This is a genomic window from Shewanella aestuarii (genome assembly GCF_014647215.1).
GTDB lineage: Bacteria > Pseudomonadota > Gammaproteobacteria > Enterobacterales > Shewanellaceae > Shewanella > Shewanella aestuarii.
Window position 1 is genome coordinate 62,283 of the sequence record NZ_BMOT01000007.1, and the last position, 14,234, is coordinate 76,516.

13 protein-coding genes are annotated in these 14,234 nt (G+C 42.8%); 4 read left to right on the plus strand and 9 right to left on the minus strand.

The window, feature by feature from the left end:
* Positions 1-103: 103 nt before the first annotated feature.
* Together coaD and IEY03_RS11405 are read left to right on the plus strand one after the other, a co-directional pair.
* Positions 104-610, plus strand: a complete 507-nt coding sequence (gene coaD, locus IEY03_RS11400; RefSeq protein WP_188842048.1) for a pantetheine-phosphate adenylyltransferase — start codon at positions 104-106, stop codon at positions 608-610.
* A 4-nt stretch (positions 611-614) separates the two neighbouring features.
* Positions 615-2,123 carry a capsule assembly Wzi family protein gene (locus IEY03_RS11405; protein WP_188841712.1) on the plus strand — a complete coding sequence of 503 codons (1,509 nt, stop codon included), beginning with the start codon at positions 615-617 and terminating at the stop codon, positions 2,121-2,123.
* Between the two features lie 123 nt (positions 2,124-2,246).
* On the opposite strand, the gene mutM is transcribed toward IEY03_RS11405, so the two are convergent.
* The 8 genes from mutM to IEY03_RS11445 all read right to left on the minus strand — a co-directional run bounded on the left by mutM (position 2,247) and on the right by IEY03_RS11445 (position 9,435).
* Positions 2,247-3,062, minus strand: a complete 816-nt coding sequence (mutM, locus tag IEY03_RS11410) for a bifunctional DNA-formamidopyrimidine glycosylase/DNA-(apurinic or apyrimidinic site) lyase (protein ID WP_188841714.1) — start codon at positions 3,060-3,062, stop codon at positions 2,247-2,249.
* Between the two features lie 72 nt (positions 3,063-3,134).
* The gene (locus IEY03_RS11415) at positions 3,135-3,584 is read right to left on the minus strand and encodes a hypothetical protein (protein WP_188841716.1); all 450 of its coding nucleotides are present in this window, start codon (positions 3,582-3,584) and stop codon (positions 3,135-3,137) included.
* 59 nt (positions 3,585-3,643) lie between these two features.
* On the minus strand, positions 3,644-4,627 hold the full coding sequence (gene moaA, locus IEY03_RS11420; protein WP_188841718.1) for a GTP 3',8-cyclase MoaA: 984 nt from the start codon (positions 4,625-4,627) through the stop codon (positions 3,644-3,646).
* Between the two features lie 77 nt (positions 4,628-4,704).
* Positions 4,705-6,534 (minus strand): bifunctional molybdopterin-guanine dinucleotide biosynthesis adaptor protein MobB/molybdopterin molybdotransferase MoeA, encoded by a 1,830-nt coding sequence (locus tag IEY03_RS11425; RefSeq protein WP_188841720.1) that lies wholly within the window; start codon positions 6,532-6,534, stop codon positions 4,705-4,707.
* A 19-nt stretch (positions 6,535-6,553) separates the two neighbouring features.
* Positions 6,554-7,162 (minus strand): molybdenum cofactor guanylyltransferase MobA, encoded by a 609-nt coding sequence (mobA, locus tag IEY03_RS11430; RefSeq protein ID WP_188841721.1) that lies wholly within the window; start codon positions 7,160-7,162, stop codon positions 6,554-6,556.
* Complete coding sequence (locus tag IEY03_RS11435; protein ID WP_188841722.1) at positions 7,146-7,898, minus strand: ABC transporter ATP-binding protein; 753 nt, start codon at positions 7,896-7,898, stop codon at positions 7,146-7,148. Before IEY03_RS11435 ends, mobA begins: the two co-directional genes overlap by 17 nt.
* On the minus strand, positions 7,898-8,605 hold the full coding sequence (locus IEY03_RS11440) for an ABC transporter permease (protein ID WP_188841724.1): 708 nt from the start codon (positions 8,603-8,605) through the stop codon (positions 7,898-7,900). The genes IEY03_RS11435 and IEY03_RS11440 overlap by 1 nt, the downstream gene beginning before the upstream one ends.
* The gene (locus tag IEY03_RS11445; protein ID WP_188841726.1) at positions 8,602-9,435 is read right to left on the minus strand and encodes an ABC transporter substrate-binding protein; all 834 of its coding nucleotides are present in this window, start codon (positions 9,433-9,435) and stop codon (positions 8,602-8,604) included. The genes IEY03_RS11440 and IEY03_RS11445 overlap by 4 nt, the downstream gene beginning before the upstream one ends.
* 292 nt (positions 9,436-9,727) lie before the next feature.
* Here IEY03_RS11445 and IEY03_RS11450 point away from each other — a divergent pair, with 292 nt between their 5' ends.
* Both IEY03_RS11450 and IEY03_RS11455 read left to right on the plus strand, forming a co-directional pair.
* A complete protein-coding gene (locus tag IEY03_RS11450; RefSeq protein ID WP_188841728.1) occupies positions 9,728-11,104 on the plus strand; it encodes a sigma-54-dependent transcriptional regulator in 1,377 nt (458 codons plus the stop codon).
* 44 nt (positions 11,105-11,148) lie between these two features.
* A complete protein-coding gene (locus tag IEY03_RS11455) occupies positions 11,149-13,236 on the plus strand; it encodes a cache domain-containing protein (protein WP_283103399.1) in 2,088 nt (695 codons plus the stop codon).
* Between the two features lie 228 nt (positions 13,237-13,464).
* Here the strand turns inward: IEY03_RS11455 and IEY03_RS11460 are convergent, their stop codons facing one another.
* Positions 13,465-13,941: a GNAT family N-acetyltransferase gene (locus tag IEY03_RS11460; RefSeq protein WP_188841732.1), complete on the minus strand. Its 477-nt coding sequence runs from the start codon at positions 13,939-13,941 to the stop codon at positions 13,465-13,467.
* Positions 13,942-14,234: the final 293 nt, after the last annotated feature.

Sequence of the window (14,234 nt, forward strand, 5' to 3'; positions counted from 1 at the left end):
ATACGTTAATCATTATTGAAAATATGCTATGTTACGCTTATTAAAAATGGCAGATGCTATTGTCGGTTTATTTCCACATCTATTGCTTAATAGCAGAGGATTTATGCACAGAAGAGCGATTTACCCTGGGACGTTTGATCCTGTCACTAATGGACACGCTGATTTAATTGAGCGCGCGGCTCGTTTGTTCAAACATGTGATTATTGGCATCGCATCTAATCCCTCTAAACAGCCCAGATTCACCCTAGAAGAACGAGTCCAGCAAGTTAATTTAGTCACAGCGCACCTAGATAATGTTGAAGTGGTGGGTTTTACTGGATTGCTGGTGGATTTTGCCAAGGAGCAAAAAGCCAGTGTTTTAGTGCGTGGGTTAAGAGCTGTGTCTGACTTTGAGTATGAATTTCAACTCGCCAATATGAATCGTCGTCTGAGCCCTAATTTAGAAAGTGTATTTTTAACCCCGGCAGAAGAAAACTCTTTTATCTCTTCTACGCTGGTTAAAGAAGTGGCTTTACATGGTGGTGATGTTTCTCAATTTGTTCATCCACAGGTGGCAACTGCACTTGCGGCTAAAATTGCGCAAATAAAAGCGCAGCAACAAGGTAAATAACGTTATGTTAAATGGATTTAAACCCTCTTTATTGGCGATGGCTTTATCAATGTTAGCCGTATCCCAAAGTGATCAAGTACAAGCCGCCCCTTGGGTTGATACGTCAGATATTTATTTAAGAGCCGATATTCAAGCATTGGCTGATGCAGGTGTGATCACTGTGCCTGTGAACACTTATCCACTAATGTGGTCTGGGATTGGTGCTGATTTAAACAAAGCTGAACCGTCATTGATGTCAGCTGATCTTGTTGATGCTTTTGCGCGAGTGAATTTTTATTACCAAAATGCCATGAATAATCGTGGTAATACCAAGGTAAAAGCGATTGCTGCGACCGACTCTGCACGTTTTCAACATTTTGGTTCTGATTACCGTGAAAAAGGTGAGTTAATCGGTAGCCATGAATATATGGGCGAACGCTTCGCTTATAAGGTCAGTGCCTCTGCGAATTACGATCCATTAGACGATAAAGAAGTCCGTTTAGACGACTCTTATTTTGCCATGGTAATGGGAAACTGGATTGTAACTGCTGGTACCTTGAACCAGTGGTGGGGACCTGGATTTGATTCAGGGCTCATTAAGTCAAATAATGCCCGACCTACACCGTCTTTGATGCTCAGTCGTAATAATGCTGCAGCATTCGAAACGCCGTGGTTATCTTGGGTGGGCCCTTGGACATTAACCGCAGGTTTAAGTTTGCTTGAAAAAGAGCGTGCTGTGCCTAAGCCATTATTGTGGAATTTTCGCGGTACTATCAGACCTCTTAAACAGCTAGAATTAGGTGTGTCATGGACCACTATGTTTTGTGGTGAAGGCGAAGAGTGTGGTTTTTCAACCTTCTTTGATGCTATCAGTGGCGGTACTGAATGTGCTACCGGCGATGCAACCTGTGATCCATCGCTTGATACGAAAATTGGTAATCAGATGGCGGGTTTTGATGCACGTTATTCAGATACTTGGTTTAATGTTCCAGTTGGTTTGTACTTGGAGCGTACCTGTGAAGATTCAAGTGGTCCAGCACCATGGGATCTCGCTGACTGCGCTATGATGATTGGCGCAGATACTCGTTTTGCATTTGACAGCCAGCAATACAAATTATTTTTTGAATATACTGATACTATGGTGGCGTGTGGTACAGATCAAAACGCATTTAATTGTTTTTACGAGCACGGCACTTATCAAAGTGGTTCACGTTATTATGGGCGAGCGTTAGGCAGTACCTATGACAGCGATGCCAAAGTGTATGCGTTAGGATTAGTAGGTCAGTTTAAAGACAGCCACGGCTTGAGCTCTATTTTACGCTACGCACAGTTAAATAATGACGGCCAAAACAGAGGGGGTGAGTGGACGCCGCAACCCCCTAAAGAAGATTTATTGATGCTTGAAGTGTCTTATCGTATGCCGATGTTATCGGGAATGGTGACCTTTGGTGGCACAGTTTCTAATTCGAAGTTTGAAGTGGAAGACAATAAAACCGATGGTTCGGTATTTGGTAGTTATGAATATCGTTTTTAAAGGCCAAACAGCTTAGCGATAGGTTATTTGATAAAAGGGAGCTGTGGCTCCCTTTTTTAATAATCACCACAACTAAGGTGCTATTGGTTCATCAGGATCGTGTTTAATGTCATCAGATTAACTTTAGCGAGTTTGGCATAGGCCACAAAAAACCGTAGTCCGTTGACCTAATTTTATTTCAGATAACAAGTTGCCACAGGTTGTACAGGTTTCGCCGCCACGACCATATACATGCAGTTTTTGGGCAAAATAACCGGGTTTGCCATCAGCGTTAGTAAAATCTTTTAGCGTAGTACCACCTTGAGTGATCGCGTTTGCTAAAATGGTTTTCACTTCACTTACCAACACAGTTAATTTTTCTATATCAATGCTACCAGCCGCTGCTTGGGGGTGGATACCTGCAGCAAATAGCGCTTCATTAGCATAAATATTGCCCACACCGACCACAATATGATTATCCATCAAGCATAGCTTTACGGCCTTTTTTTTCCCAGATAACGCGGCTTGTAATTGATTCGGGTTAAAGGCATCGGTCAGTGGCTCTGGGCCTAACTTTGACAGTAATGGATGAGCCTCTTCAGGAAGTTCATACCATAACCACGCACCGAAACGACGTGGGTCGTTATAACGAAGAATGCGGCCATTTTGCAGCACTAAATCAATATGATCATGTTTCTCTGCTGGAGTGCCACGCGGCAAAATTCGTAAACTGCCCGACATCCCTAAATGCACGATAGTGATGCCTGCATCAGTGTCTATCAGTAAATATTTGGCTCTGCGGCGGACACATTTGATCGTTTGCCCGACAATGTTTTGCGCCACATCGGGAACAGGCCAGCGGAGTGAAGCATTGCGAACTATCAACTGTTCAACGGTTTGGTCAACAAGATAAGGGGCAACGCCTTGGCGGGTAACTTCAACTTCTGGTAATTCAGGCATGGGTTATTGTTTCACTGTTGGGTTGATGAATTATCTTGGACGATTGATGTTGAGTGTTTTTCAATGGCAACACTAAGGTTGTACGTTAACTATGGGTAATAGATCAGTACGTAAGCTCGGGGGGATTTGGTACCAATTAAAGCTAGGTGACTGCAGTAAGCCTTCTTCCGCAAACAATAACCATACCTGGGCTTGATCGATGTTTTCTATGGATAAGATGATTTTTATTGCCGAAGATGTATGATCAGGCTCTGTTTTCAAAGCAGATATGGCGATGTTTTCCCAGGCAGCAACCCATTGCTTACAGTTAAGCACGTCATCTGAACATTGCCATAGGCCTTGGTTATTGACAAAAGATTGGGTATTAATTTGCAATTGCTTTAATGGTAATTCGCTATCAAATAGTGGCATAGCCTCAGCTGGCAGTTGTGTGGTTTTACTATCTATAAAGGTTAATACTGCAATCATCATTGCGCTGGCAAGAATAATAATCGTATTCCATTTTTTACGTGATAAAGCCATAGACTCAACTTAGTGATTGATGATAAGTGAAGTTTATCATCGATCACGAAAAATACGAATTACCCCCCTGTTGCATTCATAAACCGTAGAATTTGCACGCCTTGCTGATCGAAATGATGCGACTGAGGTTTAAATTTGATACCCGATAAAATGGCGGTTTTTAAGCGTTCAATATCAGCGGGAAACGCTCTTACTATGGCTTTTAAATCAATAGAGTTCTCATTGCCTAAACATAACAATAATCGACCTTCTACCGTCACCCTGACACGATTACACTCATGGCAAAAATTATTACTGTGTGGCGAAATAAAGCCAATATGAATGTGACTGTCAGCCATTTTAAAATATTTTGCCGGTCCACCGGTACGTTTGCTGGAGGGCACTAAAGCATAATGTTGCTCAATCAATTGACGCACTTCAGCGCTTGAACAATGTCTGCTGCGTTTACGCTCATCCATTACACCCAGAGGCATTTCTTCAATAAAGGCGATGTCTAAATGCCGTTCTCGGCAGAAGTTGACTAAATCAATGACCTCATGGTCATTTTGACCACGCAAGATAACCGCATTGATTTTTATGTTGTTAAATCCCGCAGCAATAGCGGCATCGATACCCGCGATCACTCGGTCTAACTTGCCATTTCGCGTCAGTTGGGTAAATAACCTTGGGTTAAGCGTGTCTAAACTGATATTTAAACGAGATAAGCCATTGTCATGTAATGGTTTTGCTAGTTTAGATAAGCGAGATCCGTTGGTGGTCATCGACAAGTCTTCTAAGCCGGGTAATTTACCGAGTAATTTCACCAGTTGGTCGCAATCGGTTCGCATTAACGGCTCGCCACCGGTTAAGCGGATTTTTTTCACACCTAATTCAGTAAATGCTTGTGCCACCCATGAAAGCTCTTCTAAAGAGAGCACTTGTTCGCGTGGTAAAAACTCGGGGTCTTCACTCATGCAATATACACAGCGAAAATCACAGCGATCGGTTACCGATAATCGCAGGTATTCAACCTGCCGATTAAACCCATCTACAATTTGGCTCATATTTTACCTACTTCGTTTGCCTATACGTTCGGCTGTGTTGACAATATTTAAACATGTTCACCACCGCTTAAATCGTGTTAAAGCACATCGGCAAAGGGTTGAATGAACACTGGCTGACCTTGAACGATATGATCATCCTTTTCAGCAATCACGATGAGGCAATTTCCCGATACCATAGAGCTCAACATGCCAGAGCCTTGCGCTCCCGTTGAACGCACATGCACTTGTCCATCGGCTGCAATATGATAGATGCCACGTAAAAACTCAGAGCGACCGGTTTTACTGCGCAAAAACTCATCCGCAATGGCGGGGATGTAACGTGGTTGCCATGGTTGCTCGCCTGTTGGTGATTGCTCGCCTGCCATTTTACGTAAAGCAGGTTGCACAAACTGTAAAAAAGACACCATTACAGCAACAGGATTTCCAGGTAATCCAAAAAACAGGCTGTCATTAATTTTGCCTACAGCCAGGGGCCTGCCAGGGCGCATATTGATCCGCCAAAAGTTTATTTGGCCGATCTTAGCTAACACCGCTTTGATGTAGTCGGCATTGCCAACAGACACTCCGCCTGAGCTAATGACAATATCGGCTTGCGCAGATGCTTGAAGTAAAGCGGCGGTTAAGGCAGCCTCATTATCTTCAATAATACCTAAATCGATAATGTTACAGCCTAATTTACGAGCCATGGCTTTGATGGTGTAGCGGTTTGAATCATAAATACAGTTAGGTTTTAAAGTCTCGCCAGGCTGGCTGACCTCATCACCGGTAGAGAACACCGCCACGGTTGGCGCATTAACCACTTCGGCTTGGTAACAGCCTAATGAAGCCAATAAGCCTAACTCTGCAGCGCCTAAACGGGTCCCTTTACTTAAAGCAACATCATTTACGGCAATGTCTTCACCGGCTAGACGTACATGCTGTCCTAGTTTAATGCTGGCAGTGTCTAATAGGGTAACCTGATTATTTTGAGTGTCGCATAACTCGCGCGGCTGAATAGTATCAACGCCTTGCGGCACAGGTGCGCCCGTCATAATGCGAACGGCTTCACCAGGTTGTACGACTTTGTCATAACCGTGTCCCGCTAATACTTCTGCAACTACATAAAATGGCGTAGCTGCGGCAACATCGCTATATGCAAAACCGTAACCATCCATCGCTGAGTTGGTGTGTTGCGGGACATTAACCGGAGAAATACAATCACGGGCTAATACACGATTATCGAGTAGATCTAAGTCAACCATTTCAGTTTCTGTGATCGCAGAAACTTGATTTAAAATATGATTGATACCCTGGGCCACAGATAAACCTTGTTGGCCAGGCTGTGGTGTTTCTGCTGATGCTAAATCAATGGGTAATGTCACCTTAGGTGCTTGCCAACTTTGTTGATATTGCACCACGAAATCGGCAATTTGACCGACATTGTTAAGGTCTAATCGAGTAAGCTCAGCAGGTGTTTGGGTTTCATCACAGCAGGCTATTGCTACAATATTGTCATCATGGGTATGAATAAAAGGTTTACCGTGTGAGGCGCGATGAAGTTCAATTTTAGGTAATGCTAACTTTTTAAAGCCTTCCACTAATACAATATCAACCTTGTCGGCTTCAATTTGTTTTAGCAAATGTGGCAAGCTGGGATCCGAATCTAACGCATCTTCAGTCATTAATGCCCAACGAACATGCGAGGCTACCAACATTTGTTTGGCACCTGCTTTACGCATTTCATAGCTATCTTTGCCGGGAATATCGACATCAAAATTATGGTGAGCATGTTTTATCACCGCTAGGCGAAGGCCGCGACGATTGAGCTCTGGAATGAGTTGCTTTAATAATGTGGTTTTGCCTGTGCCACTGTATGCACAAAAGCCAAGAACGGGGATCGACAGTGGATTGTTAAACACACAAGACATAATTACCTCTATTTTTTAATTACTGCGCTATTTGATCGGCGAGTTGTTGTTTTTGTTCTGGTGTATTGACGTTAATAAATGCGTTGGGTTGATCGGCAAAACTGGTCACTTCATAGTGATGTTTAGCATACCAAAAATCGATTTTGCGCTCGCCTGCATCTAAAAATGCTTTCATTGAGTCACGTAAACTCGGTTTAAGTAATAACACCACAGGTTGCTCGCGTTTACCGTCGCTAGCCACCACCAGTTCAGCACCTGTTTGCTGCATAGTGGCAAGCATTCTGCTGGCTAGATCATGGGGCAGCAGTGGACAGTCGCAGGGTACTACCAGCAAGAGCTCTGCTTGAGTGTGTCCCATGGCGGTGATCATGCCCGCTAGTGGGCCTAAGTAACCGGAATCAATATCACTCATTACTTGATAACCAAACTCGCTATAACGCTGTTGATTACGATTAGCGTTAATCATGATGCGCTGCACTTGAGGTGCTAAGCGGTTAATTGTATGACTGATCATAGGTTGGTTATTTAGCTCGACTAAACCTTTATCTTCACCACCCATACGTCTGGCCATACCGCCTGCAAGAATAACGGCTTCAATTGTTGGTGAGTGTTCATTTGGCGATGACATAGCGAGATTCCATTACTGAGTTATCTTGTTGGGTATCTAAATTAGGGACATGTTGACTGGGATGAATGACCTGATCTTTGATATGCCAATGCTGCAGGCATAAAGCGGTTAAACCACAGGTTTGATGGCTGCTGATCAATAAACCTGTACCTTCAATTTTAAGTTGATTAATCATTGCAAGCACCAGTCGTTGTGAATGCTTGTCCATGTTAGAAATGGGCTCATCCAACATCAGCAGCTTTGGCTGACAAATCCATGCCCTTGCAATGGCAAGGCGTTGGCGTTCACCGCCGGATAAGTCAGTGGCTGAGTGTTGAAGTAAATCTGATAATTGTGCCATGTTGATGGCCTGCTCAAGACGTTGCTTTAGCGCCTTGGTGCGGATTTTTCTTGCCGACAATCCATAGGTTAGATTGTATTTTACCGTGCCATCAAAAAGATAAGGATGTTGATGTAAATAGACTGCTTTACCTAATAACGAAGCAGACTGCCACCATGCAGGCTGGCTAAAACCTTGGCAGATCACATGACCTTGCGAGGGTTTGATTAATCCGGCCAATATTTTCATTAGGGTAGATTTACCAGAGCCATTATCACCCTGTAAATAGATTACATCGCCTTCTTCAAAACGCAGTTTTTTAGCACTGAATAGCCTACGTGCGTCAAATTGCATCACTAAATCAGTGGCTTCTATCGCTGCTTTTATCTGAGTTGGTATTAGTGCCGATTGGCTCATTAGTGGCTCCTTGGCAGGGCTTTACCCCGTAATGAGCCCAGTGCGAAATTAAGCACTAATGCTAAAATCAACAATACCAACCCCAGTGCAATCGCCTGAGCAAAATCACCCTTGCTGGTTTCTAATGCAATCGCGGTAGGAATATTGCGGGTCACATTCATGATATTCCCGCCAACCATCATAGAGCAACCGACCTCGGTTAAAATACGGCTGAATGCGGCAACAATGGCCAGTAATAAGGCGACCCGTAATTCGCGACAGACGGTCCAAATAGCCATTAACCAGTTGGCGCCTAAGGTACGCGATGTTTCCCATGCACGGCGATCAACACTGGCAAATGCCGCTTGTGATAAGGCTACTAACACTGGCGCGCAAATTAACATTTGCCCGAATATCATGCCATTTTGGCTAAATAGCCACTTTAAATCACCCATAGCACCATTACGGGTGAGCAATAAATACACCAGTAAACCAATCACCACAGTAGGGATGGATTGTAAGGTTTGAATTAAATTGGTGATGATCCAGCGGCCAGGGAAATGGGTAAATGCCAGAAAAAAACCCAACATAATTGAAGGAATTAAGGTGATAAAAAGTGCCGCAAACGAGACGGAGAAAGACACATTAATGATTGACCATACATCGGGGTCAAAGGATAGCAGCAAGCGAAAAGCTTGCTGCAATAGGGCTAACCAGCCTTCACTCATTTTTGATAAGTTGCCTTAAACAATTGCTCTCCTTGCACTGTGAATTGGTTAATCATTTTTTGTGCTTTGGGACTGATTAACCAGTCGCTTAATGCTTGAGCACCCTGATGATTTAGTTCTGGGTATTTTGTGGGATTGATTAGCATCACTTGATAAGGATTGGCTAATTCTTTGCCGCCTTCAAAACGAATGCTTAAATCCAGTTTCGCTTTAAATGCCACAAAAGTACCACGGTCGGTTAAGGTGTATGCTTGTAACTCGTCAGCCATTAATAAAGTTTTACCCATGCCTTGGCCAACTGAAGTATAGCCTGCAAAATCAGTTTTTACGTTAGCTTGTTGCCATATCTCTAACTCTTTCATGTGAGTGCCAGAGTTATCACCGCGAGAGATAAAGGTACTTGGTTTTGCAGCAATACGTGCAAATGCTTCAAGCACACTTTTTGCGTCATGGGCGCCGGCTGGATCACTCTTCGGACCAAGTAGCACAAAATCATTTTCCATTAAGCCACGTGGCTGCACGCCATAGCCATCAGCTACAAACTTAGCTTCAGCAGCCGGAGCATGGGTCATAACGATATCAACATCGCCTTGGCTAGCAAGCTTAATCGCTTGCCCTGTGCCTGTTGCGATAACTTGCACCGAATAACCAGACTCTTTTTCAAAAGTCGGTAATAACGCACTTAATAAACCTGAGTTTTCAGTACTGGTGGTGGTGGCTAATTTAATCACACTATGAGCGTCATGCTCATGCGCTTGTAAAAACGGACTAAAAGCCAAGCTGCTTAATATACTAAATGACGCAGTGATACAGGCGATTTGTTTAAACATCAGTCAATCCTTTTATAGAATGTGTGTGGCAATATTTAATGTAAAGAGCATCAGGCTGAGGTGAATAACGTTCAGATACCCCACACAGTTAAGCAAGTTAAATGCCAACCGCATTAAGTGCAAATTCAGTTCACGACAAATCCTTAATTTGTGAAGCAGATCCCACGGTGGTTAAAAACACCTAAGACAAATTGTCCCAAGGTCACTTTTCAGTGGTTCATACTGACCTAACGAGTATCATTAGGTGCCAAAGAGAGTTCAAATTGAGTCAAAATGTCCAACCGGAGCGCTAATGAGTATGTCTGCCAGTGTTAATACCAGTATGTCTGTGCTGATTGTTGATGATGAACCCGGTATGCGTAGTTTTTTAACCAAAGCGATGTTAAAAAAATTCGCCTTTGTTGAAACCGCATCAACGATTGCTGAAGCAGAGCAGCTTAGAAGCCAAGGGCATTTTGATGTGTTAATTGTCGACATACGATTACCCGACCGCTCGGGTATTGAGTGGCATGAAGCGTTAGATGATACTGACCGACAATCCGATATTATTTTCATGACGGGTTACGCAGATATGGATGTTGCGATTAAGGCCTTACGCGCTGGCGCATCCGATTTTATTATGAAGCCGTTTCATCTTGAGCAGATGATGACAGCGGTTGACCGGTGTATTGAAAAACGTCTACTAAAACGTGAAAATTTTATGCTTAGACGCGAGTTATCACACGGTCAATCGTCAACAATTATCGGCAGCAGTGATGCTATTCATGAAGTTAAACAAGTTATTGAACGTGTCGCACCTACCAATGCTGTGGTATTGATTGAGGGTGAATCTGGCACGGGTAAAGAGCTTGTCGCAAGGCAATTACATCAGTTGAGTGGTCGAACGGGTCCGTTTGTTCCGGTTAACTGTGGTGCTATTGCGCCAGAACTGCTAGCCAGTGAATTGTTTGGTCACATTGCCGGCTCATTTACTGGCGCTAAAACTTCACGGGAAGGGTTATTTAATTTTGCATCTGGTGGCACCATCTTTTTAGATGAGATAGGTGAAATGCCAATGAACATGCAAACGGCCTTACTTAGGGTGTTGGAGCAGCGAGCTATTCGACCTGTTGGCAGTGAAAAAGAAGTCAATATTGATGTGCGAGTGGTGGCTGCGACGAATCGTTTGCTGGTGGATGAAGTCGAAAAAGGGCTCTTCCGTCGTGATCTGTATTATCGTTTAAATGTATTGAATATTCTAATCCCACCTTTACGAGCAAGACCTGAAGATGTTGTTGAATTAACCCATCATTTTACCGTGCAAATCTCCAAGGATTTAGGCATTAAACCTGTGTTGTGGAGCCATGAAGATCTACAAGTGCTAAAACAACACGAGTGGCCGGGTAATATTCGTGAATTGAAAAACATGATTGAGCGCTGCATTTTGCTGGGTAAGCCGCCAGCTGAATATTGGAAAAAAACAGCTGTGATAGAAACCATTGAAAACTATGGTTATCCCCTTGATTGGCCCTTAAAAGCGGTTGAGAAAGAACATGTTACCAAGGTTGTCGATGCTCATGATGGTAACAAATCCGCGGCAGCACGGGATTTAGGTGTGTCACGTAAAACGCTCGATAGAAAATATAAAGATTGGCTTGGACAGACTTCTGATGAGCAAGAGGAAGTATAATCGTGTCTTTTTTTAAGCGAATTTTTAACATCAGCTGGCAGCAAATGCAGGCAAAAGTGCGCTATCGGCTATTGATTTTAACCTTATTACCGATTCTATTAACGCTTGTTAGCTTGGTTTTTATTACCATCTATTGGAATATTAGTTACACCAGCCAGCAATTATTTATGAAGGTTAAGGCTGATTTAACCGTTGCTGAAAATACCTTAGAGCAAGTGCAAAATCGTCAAGAGCAGCAATTGGTGCATGTGGCAAATTCATGGGCATTTCAAACCGCTTTTAAACAGCTACTTCAAGATAAAAATAATCAACAGGCACGAAAAACCATTTCACAGGTTCTTAATCAAACTAAACAACAACTTAGTTTAGATTTTTTACGTGTGGTCAGCGCTGATCAAGTTAATAATGATACTGATTTAAGTGCTTTGTTACGAAAAAAAACTAAGTCACCCTCTTCAGGAATGATGGTGTTGTCGCCTAAACGCTTAAAAGAAATCGACTCGCAATTAGCCCAATATGCCATCATAGATTTAAAAACAACTCAAAGGGCGCTTGAACCGACAAAAGCGCAGGAGAAACGTGGTTTAGTTAGCCGCAGTGTGTTGCCAATCATTAACCCAGATTCATCGGTAACTTGGTATCTTGACGGTGGAAACCTGCTCAATAGAGATACTGCAATTGTCGATTACATACGTAATTTGGTATATGACAAAGGTACGCTACCTGAATTATCTATTGGCACAGTGACGGTGTTTTTAGACAACGTTAGAGTCAGTACCAATGTCCCTATGAATGCTTCTTCTTCACAATACTCAGATCAAAATCGAGCCCTAGGCACATTAGTGTCAGAAGAGGTAAGGCAGAAAGTGCTATTAGAAGGTCAACCTTGGATAGACAGGGCATTTGTATTTAACGATTGGTATATTTCAGCCTATGCCCCTTTACTTGATATCTACGGCAAGCGCATTGGGATGGTTTATACCGGATTTTCTGAAGGCCCCTTTATCAATAACTACCTATTAAATATTATCGAGCTTGGCAGTATTTTAATGTTGGTGCTGTTTATTTCGGGGTTATTGGTTTATCGCGGCGCCTACAGTTTATTAAAACCGATTGAGCGCATTCATCACGTTGTTAAAGCCGTGCAGTCTGGACGTAATGTACGAATTGGTGAGTTAGGTTTAGACCGTGATAATGAGCTGGCAAACTTGGCAGAACAATTTGATAGTATGTTGGATTTATTGCAACGCCGTAATCTGCAAATTCAAGCTGCTGCAGAGCAACTTGAAGTCAAAGTCGAACAAAGAACCAAAAGTCTGCAAGATAAAACTGAAGAGTTACAGCGTAATGTGGCGTTATTGAATGAGACCCGTCAGCAGCTAGTGACCAATGAAAAACTTACCGCTTTAGGTGAGTTGACCGCAGGTATTGCACATGAGATTAATAATCCTACAGCAGTTATTTTGGGTAACATGGAGTTATTGAAGTTCGAGCTGGGTGATCAAGCAGAGCTGGTTGCGGAGGAAATTGAACTGGTCATTCAGCAAGTCGGGCGGATCAGCACTATTATTCGCAGTTTATTGCAGTACAGTCGCCCAGGTGAATTTAATGCCCCGATAGAAATGCATCAAGTGACACCGATAGTCGAAGAGGTGTTAGTGCTGGTGCGTCACTCAATTCAAAAGCAACAAGTCGTGTTAGTCAAAGAACTCAATGCAAGCTGTCCTGTTGAGGTGAATCGCCCCCAACTGCAGCAAGTATTGATTAACCTTGTGATAAATGCCGCCCATGCGATAGAAGCCAAAAAAGAGCCTGATCGGGATCGTATCTGGATCCGAACCCAAGATTGGCTGCAAAACGATGAACCTATAGGGGTAAAAATAGAAGTGGAAGATGAAGGTGTCGGGATCAGTGCTGAGCAACTGAGCCGTATTTTCGATCCTTTCTATACCACCCGCAAAGATGGTACCGGTTTAGGGCTATCATTAAGTTACGGGATTATTAAGCGCTTAGGCGGCACGATAGAAGTGAAATCAACCGAAGGCAAGGGTACAGTTTTCACTATTGGTCTGTACTATAAAGCCAAAGATGAGCATACCAACAACCCTTACGATGGCTTACATTTTAGTTAATTTCGGTCATTTTTAGGCAAAAAAAAGCCGGATGATTAATCCGGCCACAAAGAGTGTGTGAGCAATGTCGTGCTTGCGAACTCAGCGTAAAAATAAAGGTGATGAAGCTTTAAAATTGAAACTGAGCTTTGGAACGCACATAAATAGTAATCATTCTCATTATCGTTTGCAAGTTTTATTCGCAATCTTATTTCAGCTTTACATTCTTACTGCATAAAGTCTGCTAGGTTATTGGGTTGCAGAAAGATTAAGCTGTTTTTGTAAATGCAGTTTATGCTGACTAATGTTACTTTGATCCGCTTCAACCGCAGTAATCTGATACTGACGACTGACCAACATATTCAACATGGCATTAAAATGGTTACGAGTTTTGACAGATAAAGTGACATACCCTTTATGGGCAACCCATTTCTCCTGATATTTCAACATCGATTTAGCTAACCCTAACTGTCGAAAATCCGGTAATACACCACCTAACCAGCTATAAAACTCAGTGTCGTGTTTGGCATAGCCTAATTTGAATCCAGCGGCTTCGCCTTCAACGTAAGCAATTAAGATTAAGCAGGGAGCTAAGCTTAATCGCTGTTGGATATCCGCTTGAGTTTGTGGACTGTCTAATTCAGGGATTTGTTGGGTCAATTTGGCAATGAGTTGGCAAACCGTGTCGGTTGCATCGGTAAATTCACGAATTGCTAAAGTGTACATCTAAGCGCTCCACAAGCGGTGTTTTAGGTATATAAAGGCCGATATTATAACAGGTCTGTTCAGTTGAGTTTATGATTAGTTTAAGCCTATAGATGAACGGAAACTCTGCTGAATCTTCAATTGCTTAACTAATCATGGGAGGTAAGACAAATACAGGTGTGGGCTGGATTTCAATTTTTGGACATAACAAAGCGTGATAGCTGCAGCTACCACGCGATGTTTGTTCGGTTAATTAAATTCACTCATTTCAATCAAAAGGGACAGGTTAGTTTCAAAATATCCCAATGAATGAC

Bases quoted from the DNA above. Each gene is read 5' to 3' on its own strand.
- coaD (WP_188842048.1), top strand. From the start codon at position 104: ATGCACAGAAGAGCGATTTACCCTGGGACGTTTGATCCTGTCACTAAT.
- IEY03_RS11405 (WP_188841712.1), top strand. From the start codon at position 615: ATGTTAAATGGATTTAAACCCTCTTTATTGGCGATGGCTTTATCAATG.
- mutM (WP_188841714.1), bottom strand. From the start codon at position 3,062: ATGCCTGAATTACCAGAAGTTGAAGTTACCCGCCAAGGCGTTGCCCCT.
- IEY03_RS11415 (WP_188841716.1), bottom strand. From the start codon at position 3,584: ATGGCTTTATCACGTAAAAAATGGAATACGATTATTATTCTTGCCAGC.
- moaA (WP_188841718.1), bottom strand. From the start codon at position 4,627: ATGAGCCAAATTGTAGATGGGTTTAATCGGCAGGTTGAATACCTGCGA.
- IEY03_RS11425 (WP_188841720.1), bottom strand. From the start codon at position 6,534: ATGTCTTGTGTGTTTAACAATCCACTGTCGATCCCCGTTCTTGGCTTT.
- mobA (WP_188841721.1), bottom strand. From the start codon at position 7,162: ATGTCATCGCCAAATGAACACTCACCAACAATTGAAGCCGTTATTCTT.
- IEY03_RS11435 (WP_188841722.1), bottom strand. From the start codon at position 7,898: ATGAGCCAATCGGCACTAATACCAACTCAGATAAAAGCAGCGATAGAA.
- IEY03_RS11440 (WP_188841724.1), bottom strand. From the start codon at position 8,605: ATGAGTGAAGGCTGGTTAGCCCTATTGCAGCAAGCTTTTCGCTTGCTG.
- IEY03_RS11445 (WP_188841726.1), bottom strand. From the start codon at position 9,435: ATGTTTAAACAAATCGCCTGTATCACTGCGTCATTTAGTATATTAAGC.
- IEY03_RS11450 (WP_188841728.1), top strand. From the start codon at position 9,728: ATGAGTATGTCTGCCAGTGTTAATACCAGTATGTCTGTGCTGATTGTT.
- IEY03_RS11455 (WP_283103399.1), top strand. From the start codon at position 11,149: ATGCAGGCAAAAGTGCGCTATCGGCTATTGATTTTAACCTTATTACCG.
- IEY03_RS11460 (WP_188841732.1), bottom strand. From the start codon at position 13,941: ATGTACACTTTAGCAATTCGTGAATTTACCGATGCAACCGACACGGTT.